Genomic DNA, 9,955 nt, shown 5'->3' on the forward strand with positions numbered 1-9,955 from the left:
GGGTCTACAGCGGACGCCGGGGCCGGTCCGGCAGCCGGGCCATGACGAGCCGGACCCGGGGACTGCCGTCCGGCCGCCGCCCGAACTCCGGGAGCGCGTGGAGCTCCACCCGGAAGCCGGCCTCGGTGAGTTCGCGCCGTACGTCCCCGAGGCGGAACGCGCGGTAGTACATGACGAACGGAGGCCGCCAGAGAGCGTTGCGCACCCGCATCACGGCGTCGAAGCCGAGCAGCGCCCAGTAGCCGAGCGAGCCCGGGCGGGGCGGGGCGACCAGCGGGAAGGCGAAACAGCCGCCCGGTCGCAGGACGGAGCGGACCTGCGCGAACAGCCCGGGCAGTTCGCGGGGCAGGAAGTGCCCGAAAGCCCCGAAGCTCACCACCAGGTCGAAGGCTGGCGTGAAGGGCAGGGCGCGGGCGTCGGCCCGGACCCAGGAGACCGGCGGGCCCGTCGGCCCGGCCTGCTCGCGTGCGACGTCGAGCATGCCCGCGCTGAAATCGACGCCGGTGACCCTCTCCCGGCACACCCCTGCCAGCACACCGACGCCCGCTCCCGTACCGCAGCACAGGTCGAGTCCGGAGTCGAAGGGCCCGGCCGACCGCAGGGCCGAGCCCACGGCGTCGAGGATCGCGTCGGGTGTCCGGAACGGCGTGTGGTCGAACTTCGGCGCGAGGAGGTCGTAGCCGCGCTCGACGGACGACAGCGCCTGGACGGCGAGCTCGCGCACACTGGGGCCTTCGGGGCTGAACATCGGCTCAGCCTAGGGGGCGACGCCGCGGAGAAGTGTCAGAAGCCCCCTCCAGGGGACCCCGCCGCTTCAGTACGGCCAGTACGCGCTCGCACCAGCGGATGTTCTCCTCCTCGAAGCCGATGCCTCCCATCAGGGTGAGGTACGGGCCGACGCGGTCGGCCTCCCTGAGGTACTCCTCCTCGCTGCGGCCGGCCAGGAGGCGCTCGCGCACGCGCCGGTAGCGGGCGAGCTTGCCGCGGGCCCACGCCTCGCGCTCCTCGACCAGCGCACGCGTCGCACCTGGGTCCACGCCGTCCATGGCCTGGATTTTGATGAGGAGTTCGTCGCGGATGGTGGTGGGCCGGCGGGGCGGCGTGGCGGCGAACGTGCCCAGGTCCTGCCGGCCGGCTTCGGTCAGCGTGAACATGCGCTTGTCGGGCCGCCGTTCCTGGCGCACCACTCTGGCCTCGATCAGTCCGTCCTGCGCGAGGCGCTCCAGTTCCCGGTAGAGCTGCTGCGGGGTCGAGGCCCAGAAGTTGGCCAGCGAGACGTCGAACACCTTGGACAGCTCGTACCCCGAGGCCTCGCCCTCCAGGAGGGCCGCCAGAACGGCGTACTTGAGAGACATGTGGACACCGTATCAACGGGTGATTATTCTACTCCGCACCTACTCAACAAATTGACTAAGGCGGGTTCCATGCGTGCATTCCGTGAGGCGATCGAGAAGCTCGACCTCGACGCCGCCGAGGCGCTGCTGGCGCCCGACGTCGTCTTCACCAGCCCCGTCGTGTTCAAGCCCTACGCCGGCAAGGCGATCACGGCGGCGATCCTGCGTGCCGTCTCCGAGGTGTTCCAGGACTTCCGCTACGTGCGCGAGATCAACGACGTGAACGGCCGCGACCACGCCCTGGTCTTCGCCGCGCGCGTGGGCGACCGGGAGATCAGCGGCTGCGACTTCATCCATGTCGACGACGACGGCCTCATCGACGAATTCACGGTGATGGTGCGCCCGTTGTCGGCGGCCCAGGCGCTCGCGGCGGCCATGGGCGAGCAGTTCGAGCGGATCGCCGAGGAGGCACGGGCCCGCTCGGTCTGAGCGACACGCCCTGAGTTCCGTTCCCGCGTTCTCCCGGCGCCCGCGGCCGGTTCGCGGTTTCATGTCCTCATGACGTCCGTCGAGCACGACCGGCTGATGAGGGCCAACCGGGCGAACTGGGACGCCCGCACGCCCGTCCATCTCGCCAGCCGCTTCTACGGTCTCGACCAGGACCTCGAACCCGAGCGCTGGTTCGCCCCGTTCGAGTGGGAGGACCTCGGCGAGCTCGCCGGGCGTGACGTGCTGCATCTGCAATGTCACCTCGGTACGGAGACGATCGCCTTCGCCCGGCGCGGCGCCCGGGCCGTCGGCCTCGACTTCTCCGGGGCGTCGGTGGCTGCCGCCCAGGACATCGCGGCGAAGGCCGGCACGGACGTGACGTACGTCCGGGCGAACGTGTACGACGCCGTCGAAGCCCTGGACGGGCGGCGGTTCGACGTCGTCTACACCGGCAAGGGCGCCCTGTGCTACCTCCCCGACCTGGACCGGTGGGCGGGAATCATCGCCCGACTCCTGCGTCCCGGCGGCCTGTTGTACGTCGTCGAGTTCCACCCCCTGCTCAACTCGCTCGGACCGAAGCCCGCTCCGGGCGAGGGGCCCGAGCTGTTGCTGCGCCACGACTACCTGGGCGGCGCCGGCCCGGTGCACCGCGACGGGACCCACACCTACACGGACGGTCCGGCCGTCGAAGACGCCACGGACAGTTACGAGTGGATGCACGGAATGGGCGAGGTCGTGAACGCGTTGACACATGCGGGACTCGCCGTGCGGCGCCTGCGGGAGGGCGACGAGCTTCCCTGGCCGCGCTGGCCGCAGATGGTCCGCACGGGGTCCGGCTGGTGGCGGCTGCCCGAGCCGCGGATTCCGTTGCTGTTCGGGCTGCTGGCCACCCGTTGAGGTAACTGCTTACCCTCCACCGCTGTCGGTGGTACAGTGCGAACAGCACTCGTGCACGCCCCTCTTTGCGGGCGCCGGTGCCGTTTTCTTCACTCTCACCTTCCTTTCCAGCGCCACGACGTGTTCGTCGTATCCGAGGCGCTGTTCCCCCGCCGCCCGGAGGCGTGCCACCGGCCCCTCCCCTCGCGGCTCTCTCCCCCTTCCCTCAGCACGTCCCATGCCTGCCGTCCGTGAAAGGACACACACCACCATGACCACCACACTCGACAACCCACCCGTCCGGCAGCAGTCCCCGGCCCGGACCGTGTCCGGTGTCCTCGACATCGACACGAACGGGAAGGGGCACCTGCGCGCCGAGCACTGCCTGCCCTCGCCCGCCGACGCCGCGGTCTCCCCCGCGCTGATCCGCCGGTACGGCCTGCGCAAGGGCGACCTCGTCGAGGGCGTGACCGGAGACCGGCGCGCCCTGACCGACGTCGCACACCTCGCCGGCCGTGCGCCCGGTGAGCTGCGCGGCCGGCGCCACTTCCGGGACCTGACGCCGTTGCATCCGCACGAGCGGCTGCGGCTCGAGCACCCGGCCGCCGGCCTCGCCGGGCGCGTCGTCGACCTGATCGCACCGGTCGGCAAGGGCCAGCGCGGGCTCATCGTGGCCCCGCCCAAGACCGGCAAGACCGTCCTCCTCCAGCAGCTCGCCGCCGCCGTCACCGGCAACCATCCCGAGTGCCGGCTGATGATGCTGCTGCTCGACGAGCGGCCCGAGGAGGTCACCGACATGCGGCGCGGCGTACGGGGCGAGGTGTACGCCTCGACCTTCGACCGCAGTGCCCGGCAGCACATCGCGCTCGCCGACCTCGTGATCGAGCGCGCCAAACGGCACGTCGAGGCCGGCGAGGACGTCGTCCTCCTTCTCGACTCGCTGACCCGGCTGTGCCGGGCGCACAACAACGCGGCCGCTTCCGGTGGCCGCATCCTCACCGGGGGCGTCGACGCGTCCGCGCTGACCGGACCCAAGCGGTTCTTCGGCGCAGCCCGGTCGGCCGAGGAGGGCGGGTCCCTCACGATCCTCGCGACCGCCCTGGTGGAGACCGGTTCCCGGGCCGACGACTTCTACTTCGAGGAGCTGAAGAGCACCGGCAACATGGAGCTCCGCCTGAGCCGGGACCCGGCCTCCCGTCGGGTGTTCCCGGCCGTCGACATCACGCCCTCGGGCACGCGCCGCGAAGAACTCCTGCTGAGTCGGCCGGAGTTGGCGGCCGTCCACGGATTGCGGCGCGTGTTGCAGGGCCGGGACGGGCAGGGCGGTCTGGAGACCCTCCTGGAGCGCATGCGCGAGACACCGGACAACGCGACGTTCCTGCGGCGCATCCAGCCGACCCTGCCCTCGGGCTGACCCGGGGAGCATCCATCCGGGTGCTAGCGCCGCGGAATGCGGCCCCGCCGTCGCCGCGCGGAGCAGGTCCGTTCCTACGTTGATCATATGATCATCGGATTCTCTTCCCGGGTGGCCGTGTCGGCCGGTGCGCTCTGCGTGGCGGGGCTCCTTGCGCTGACTCCCGCGGCGGCGGCCCACCCCGGTGGCGAGCCCACGCCGCCGGGCGGACCGAGGGCCGCGGCCCCGCACCCCTCGCTGCTGTACCGTCCCGGCACCCAGGTCCGCCTGCGCGCCGGGGCGTCCCGTGTCCCGAAGGTCTCCGCGCTGTCCTGGCTGGTGGCCGACGCCCGTACCGGCGAGGTGCTCGCCGCCCACAACGCGCACCGCAGGCTGCCCCCGGCCAGCACCCTGAAGACCCTGTTCGCCCTCACTGTGCTGCCCGGGCTGCCGGCGGGCGTCCGGCACACGGTCCGCGAGCGGGAGCTGCGGGGCATCGGTGCCGGCAGCAGCCTGGTCGGGGTCGCCGAAGGCCGCTCGTACCGGATCGCCGACCTGTGGCGCGGTGTCTTCCTCAACTCGGGCAACGACGCCGTGCACGTCCTGGCCGAGCTCAACGGCGGCTGGCGGCTCACGGCCGAGCAGATGCAGGCCAAGGCCCGCTCTCTCGGCGCCCTCGACACCCACGTGGTGTCGCCCGACGGCTACGACGCACCCGGCCAGGTGTCGTCGGCGTACGACCTGGCGGTGTTCGGCCGGGTCGGGCTGCGCAACCCGGACTTCGCCCGGTACTGCGCCACCGTCGAGGCGACGTTCCCCGGCGGCGGCACGTCGTCGTACCCGATCCTCAACACCAACCGGCTGCTGAGCGGTGCCAGGGGCGTGAAGCCGTACCGCGGGCTGATCGGCATCAAGAACGGCTACACCAGCAAGGCCGGCAGCACCCTCGTCGCGGCGGCGCGCCGGGACGGGCGCACCCTGGTCGTGACGGTGATGAACCCTCAGGACGGCGGTGGGTCCGCCGTGTACGAGGAGGCCCGCTCGCTGCTCGACTGGGGCTTCGGGTCGGCCGGCAGGGTCGAGGCGGTGGGCTCGCTCGGCGCGCCGCCCACGTCCACGGGGCCGACGACTACGCCGCCCGCGGTCGCGGCGGCCCTACCGGAGGAGCACGGCTCCGCCTGGACGGAGGCGGGGCTGATCGCGGGTGCCGCCGGTACGGGCGCGGCGGTCGTGGTGCTGGTGCTGCGGCTCCCGGTCCGCAGACCGGGCCGGAGCTGACCGACCGGCAGCCACAGCAGCAGCCCCAGGGTGATCCAGGCGTAGGTGTTGCTGCCCAGGAACCCGTCGACGCCGGAGGCGTCGTCGAACCACAGCCACACCACGCTGGTGCACAGCACCGCGTACAGGGCGCCCGCGATCCGGGGGCGCCCCGCCCGGACCAGCACGGCGAAGGACGGGAGCAGCCACACCAGATGGTGCACCCACGTGATCGGACTGACGAGGCAGGCGGCGAGGCCGGTCAGGGCGAACGCCGCCGTCCAGTCCCCCGCGGCGACCGCGCGGCGCGCCCGCAGCACCCATACGCCGAGGACCATCAGGACCACCACCGCCCACAAGGTGCGGTCCGTTTCACCGAGCCGGGCCAGGATGCCCTGCACCGACTGGTTCGAGACGTAGTCGAGGCGCCCCACGCGGTCGGTGTCCCACAGCGCCTCGGTCCAGTAGAAGCGGGAGGCATCCGGGTCGACCAGGGCCGCGAGGGCCGTGGCTCCGAGGGCGACGGCCGTCGCGACCGCCGCCGCGTGCCATCGCCTGGCCACGAGCAGCAGACCGATGAACAGGGCGGGCGTGAGTTTGACCGCCGCCGCGAGCCCGATGCCGACACCCGCCAGGCGTCCGCGTCCGGTGGCGAGCAGCGTCGCGTCGGCGAGGACGAGTGCCAGCAGCAGCAGATTGACCTGACCGAAGCTGAAGGTGTCGCGCAGTGGCTCGAAGAGGGCGAGCAGGCAGGCGATCAGGGCCCAGCCGAACCAGCCGGGGCGCCGCCGATCCGTCCCCGCGAGCAGCCGCAGCACCACGGCGAGGGCTGCCAGGTTGAGCAGCAGGGCGGCGGCGACGGCGGTGCGCAGGTCGAGCAGGGCCATCGGCAGCATGGCGACCGCGGCGAACGGCGGGTAGGTGAAGCCGTACGTCGTGCCGGGCACCCGGTAGTCGTACACCCGGCCGCCGTGGTGGACCCAGCTGTCGATGCTGCCGTAGTAGACGCGCAGGTCGAACCAGTCGCGCAGCAGCGGCACGGTCGCGGTGAAGACCGTCACCGACGCGACGAGGGCCAGCACCAGCAGCAGCCGGCCCCGGTCGGTGCGCGGCAGGGCCGGGGTCATGCCGCGCGTCCCGGCGCCGGGGCGAGTTCGGCCTGGTGGGCCTGCCACAGCACGACGAGGGCGAGTGCTACGCCACAGACGGCCAGCAGGAGTTGCCCCGAGTCCGCCGGGCCACCGCTGGGCAGGACGGACAGCGCGAGCACGCCGGTCACCGCCGCCGTGCGGTGGCGTACGGAGGTGCTGGGTGCGGCGGCGGCGATGAGGAACAGGCCCCACAGGGCGTACCAGGGGCGGATCGCCGGGCCGAGCGCGGCCACCGCCGCCAGGGACAGGCCGAGCGCGTACACCGGTCGCAGGCGCAGCCGCCGCCAGATCAGCGCGATCGCGGCCACGGCGGTCACGATGCCCAGCGTGTGCCAGGCGGGGACGGCGAAGGGCGCGAGATCGCTGCCGAGGTGCGTAAGCAGGGCCCGGGTGGCGCGGCCGAGGAGGGTGGTCAGCGCCCAGTTCTGGGGGGAGGCGGGGGTGTTCAGGGCGCCGACCCAGCCGTACCCGGTGCCGGCCGCGGCCGTCGCGGCGACGGTGGTCCCCGCGGCCGCGACGGTGGTCGTCACGACCGCCTTCGACGGACTGCGGCCCGCCCGGACCTGGAGGACCACGACGGCCGCGAGACCGAGCACGGCGGGCGCCTTGACCAGGGCGGCGAGGGTGACCAGGACGGCGCCGAGGACCGGCCACCGGCCGCGTGCGGCCACCAGGCCGACGCCGAGCAGGCCGAGCATGGCGGCGTCGTTGTGGGCGCCCGCGACCAGGTGCAGCAGGACGAGCGGGTTGAGGGCGCCCAGCCACAGCGCGGCGGACGGGTCTGCTCCGTTGTGGCGGGCGAGGCGGGGCAGCGCGGCCGCCATCAGGGCCACGCCGGCGAGGGCGACGAGCCGCATCCCGAGCAGTCCGGCGGGCAGTTCACCGCGGGTCAGTCCCGACAGGGCCGCCGCGACGGCCAGGAACACCGGCCCGTACGGGGCGCCGGTGTGCCGCCAGAGCGGGGCGACCTCGTCGACGAGCGGGCCGCCGAGCAGGGACGGCCCGTGCGCATAGACGTCCAGGTGCGCGTCGACCATTGCCCCCTGGGCGAGGTAGCTGTAGACGTCCCGGCTGAACAGCGGCGGGGCGAGCAGCAGCGGGGCCGCCCACGTTGCGAGCACCAGCAGCAGTGCTCGCGGCGCGGGTGGTCTACACCCTCGGACCAGCCGGCCCAGCAGCGCCCAGGCCGCGATCAGCAGGACGACGCCGAAGTACGCGCCGACCAAGCCGAGAGCGGCGCGAGCGGAGGCCGGGTGGAGAAGGTCCTCCACGGGCAGGGCACCGGCCGTCTCACCGCCCAGGGCGAGGCAGGCGGTACCGGCCAGACCGAGCATCTGGCAGCGGCGGAGATCGACGGGGAAAGCCATGGCCAACACTCGGGCAGCGTGTCAACGGTGGATGACCGAAAGGGGACGCACCCCTCTCCGGAGGGCGGCCCGGCGGTGACCGGCCGGTGATCGCCCGCCGATGAGTTCCCTCCGGGGCGAGAGTCCTACCGGCATCAGCAACACCGACGAACGGACGTGATCCCATGACCGGCACCTCGGCCTACGCGAAGGTCAACGGCCTGGAGATGTACTACGAGCTGCACGGCGCCGACAGCGGGCAGCGGCCCCTGGTGCTGCTGCACGGCGGGGTGCTCACGATCGGCCTGTCCTTCGGGGCCGTCCTGCCGGCTCTCGCGGCCACACGCCGGGTCGTGGCTCCCGAGTTGCAGGGCCACGGGCACACGGCCGACATCGAGCGGGAGATGAGCGTGCCGGACCTCGCCTCGGACGTGATCGCCCTGCTGGACGAGCTGGGCATCGACCGGGCGGACTTCCTGGGCTTCAGCCTGGGTGGCCTGACGGCCCTCGAAGTGGGCGTGCGCCACCCCGAGCGCGTGGGACGGCTGGTTCTCGCCGCCACCCACTTCCGGCAGGACGGCTACTACGAGGAGGTCCGGGACCCGGAGTACGCCTCACCGCGGCTGCCGAGCCAGGCAGACTTCCAGGAGATGGCCGACGCCTACGCGGCCGTCGCGCCGGACCCCGGGCACTTCGCCGACTTCATGGCCAAGTGCGGGACGGCGGCACACGCCCCCCTGCCCTGGACCGCCGACGACCTGCGCGCTCTGGCCGCACCCACGCTCCTGGTGCTCGGCGACACGGACTTCCTGCGCGTCGAGCACGCCGCCGAGATGCGCGACCTGATCCCCGACGCCCGGCTGGCGGTGCTTCCGGACACCACCCACATGGCGCTCATGCGCCGCACGCAGCTGCTGCTGCCGATGCTGGAGGAGTTCCTCGGCTGAGGGGGTCGAGGGCGAGGTGGGCCGCCGGTCAGAACACCGACAGGCCGGTCAGGGTCGTGAACCGGTCGAGGGCGGCCACGCCCGCCACCGAGTTGCCCCGCTCGTCCAGGCCCGGGCTCCACACGCACAGGGTGCAACGACCGGGTACCACCGCGATGATGCCGCCGCCCACACCGCTCTTGCCGGGCAGGCCCACGCGGTAGGCGAAGTCGCCTGCCGCGTCGTACGTTCCGCAGGTCAGCATGATGGCGTTGATCTGCTTGGCCTGGCTGCGAGTGAGCAGGCGGGTGCCGTCGGCGCGGAGGCCGTGCCGGGCGAGGAAGCTCGTGGCGAGGGCCAGGTCGGCGCAGGACGCGGCGATCGAGCACTGCCGGAAGTACTGCTCCAGGAGCGTCGGCACGGGGTTGTCGATGTTGCCGTAGGACGCCATGAAGTGGCCGAGCGCGGCGTTGCGGTCGCCGTGGGCGGTCTCGGACGCGGCGACCTCCTGGTCGAAGGTCAGGTCGGGGTTGCCGCTCTCCGCCCGCAGGAACGCCAGCAGTTCACCCGACGCGTCACCGGTACGGGTGTGCAGCCGGTCGGTGACGACGAGGGCGCCCGCGTTGATGAACGGGTTGCGCGGGATGCCGTTCTCGTACTCCAGCTGGACGAGGGAGTTGAAGGGGTTGCCGGAGGGCTCGCGGCCCACGTGCTCCCACAGGGCGTCGCCCTCGCGGGCCAGGTCGAGGGCGAGGGTGAAGACCTTGGTGAGGGACTGCGCGGAGAACGGCTGCCGCCAGTCCCCCACCCCGTACACGGTGCCGTCCGGCTCGGCGACGGCCATGCCGAAGCTGCGCGGGTCGCGGGCGGCGAGCGCCGGGATGTAGTCGGCGGGCCGGCCGCTGCCTGGGGTCCGCGCGATCTCCTCGGCGATGCGCTCCAGGACCGGCTGGAAGGTCGTCGACGACGTCATGATCACCATTCTCCCTCTGCCGGTCCCGGTGCGCTCCGGCTGGTCAGGCCGGTGCCGGGCCGCTGCCGGCGAGGACCTCGGGGCGCAGCAGGGCGGTGAGGGTCTCGGCGGGGAGCAGGCCCTTCTCCAGGACGAGTTCGGCAACACCGCGGCCGGTGGCGAGGGCCTCCTTGGCGATGTCGGTGGCGGCCGTGTAGCCGATGTGCGGGT

Annotated in this window: 9 protein-coding genes and 2 pseudogenes; 5 read left to right on the top strand and 6 right to left on the bottom strand. The window is 72.8% G+C overall.

Features of this window, described 5'->3' with window-relative positions; translation table 11 throughout:
• Positions 1-4: 4 nt before the first annotated feature.
• Positions 5-748 (bottom strand): class I SAM-dependent methyltransferase, encoded by a 744-nt coding sequence (locus ABT116_RS19950; RefSeq protein WP_351635374.1) that lies wholly within the window; start codon positions 746-748, stop codon positions 5-7.
• 4 nt (positions 749-752) lie between these two features.
• Entirely contained in the window at positions 753-1,355 is a 603-nt protein-coding gene (locus ABT116_RS19955; protein WP_351635378.1) for a PadR family transcriptional regulator, read from the bottom strand.
• 69 nt (positions 1,356-1,424) lie between these two features.
• On the opposite strand from ABT116_RS19955, the gene ABT116_RS19960 reads away from it, so the two are divergent.
• The 4 genes and pseudogenes from ABT116_RS19960 to ABT116_RS19975 form a co-directional block, all read left to right on the top strand.
• Entirely contained in the window at positions 1,425-1,823 is a 399-nt protein-coding gene (locus tag ABT116_RS19960) for a nuclear transport factor 2 family protein (RefSeq protein WP_351635381.1), read from the top strand.
• A gap of 69 nt (positions 1,824-1,892) precedes the next feature.
• Complete coding sequence (locus ABT116_RS19965; protein WP_351635384.1) at positions 1,893-2,720, top strand: class I SAM-dependent methyltransferase; 828 nt, start codon at positions 1,893-1,895, stop codon at positions 2,718-2,720.
• A gap of 250 nt (positions 2,721-2,970) precedes the next feature.
• Positions 2,971-4,113 (top strand): transcription termination factor Rho, encoded by a 1,143-nt coding sequence (gene rho, locus ABT116_RS19970; protein WP_351635387.1) that lies wholly within the window; start codon positions 2,971-2,973, stop codon positions 4,111-4,113.
• An 87-nt stretch (positions 4,114-4,200) separates the two neighbouring features.
• Positions 4,201-5,034, top strand: a pseudogene (locus tag ABT116_RS19975) (D-alanyl-D-alanine carboxypeptidase family protein); the annotation flags it as partial.
• A gap of 59 nt (positions 5,035-5,093) precedes the next feature.
• Here the strand turns inward: ABT116_RS19975 and ABT116_RS19980 are convergent.
• Both ABT116_RS19980 and mptB read right to left on the bottom strand, forming a co-directional pair.
• Entirely contained in the window at positions 5,094-6,476 is a 1,383-nt protein-coding gene (locus tag ABT116_RS19980) for a glycosyltransferase 87 family protein (RefSeq protein ID WP_351635390.1), read from the bottom strand.
• Positions 6,473-7,867, bottom strand: a complete 1,395-nt coding sequence (mptB, locus tag ABT116_RS19985; RefSeq protein WP_351635393.1) for a polyprenol phosphomannose-dependent alpha 1,6 mannosyltransferase MptB — start codon at positions 7,865-7,867, stop codon at positions 6,473-6,475. The genes ABT116_RS19980 and mptB overlap by 4 nt, the downstream gene beginning before the upstream one ends.
• A gap of 164 nt (positions 7,868-8,031) precedes the next feature.
• Here mptB and ABT116_RS19990 point away from each other — a divergent pair, with 164 nt between their 5' ends.
• Positions 8,032-8,793, top strand: coding sequence for an alpha/beta fold hydrolase (locus ABT116_RS19990; protein WP_351635395.1), 762 nt, complete (start codon positions 8,032-8,034; stop codon positions 8,791-8,793).
• 28 nt (positions 8,794-8,821) lie between these two features.
• On the opposite strand, the gene ABT116_RS19995 is transcribed toward ABT116_RS19990, so the two are convergent.
• Together ABT116_RS19995 and aspA are read right to left on the bottom strand one after the other, a co-directional pair.
• On the bottom strand, positions 8,822-9,754 hold the full coding sequence (locus tag ABT116_RS19995; protein WP_351635398.1) for a glutaminase: 933 nt from the start codon (positions 9,752-9,754) through the stop codon (positions 8,822-8,824).
• 34 nt (positions 9,755-9,788) lie between these two features.
• A pseudogene (gene aspA, locus ABT116_RS20000) lies at positions 9,789-9,955 on the bottom strand (aspartate ammonia-lyase); the annotation flags it as partial.

Source organism: Streptomyces sp. NPDC002130, from assembly GCF_040296465.1.
Lineage (GTDB): Bacteria > Actinomycetota > Actinomycetes > Streptomycetales > Streptomycetaceae > Streptomyces.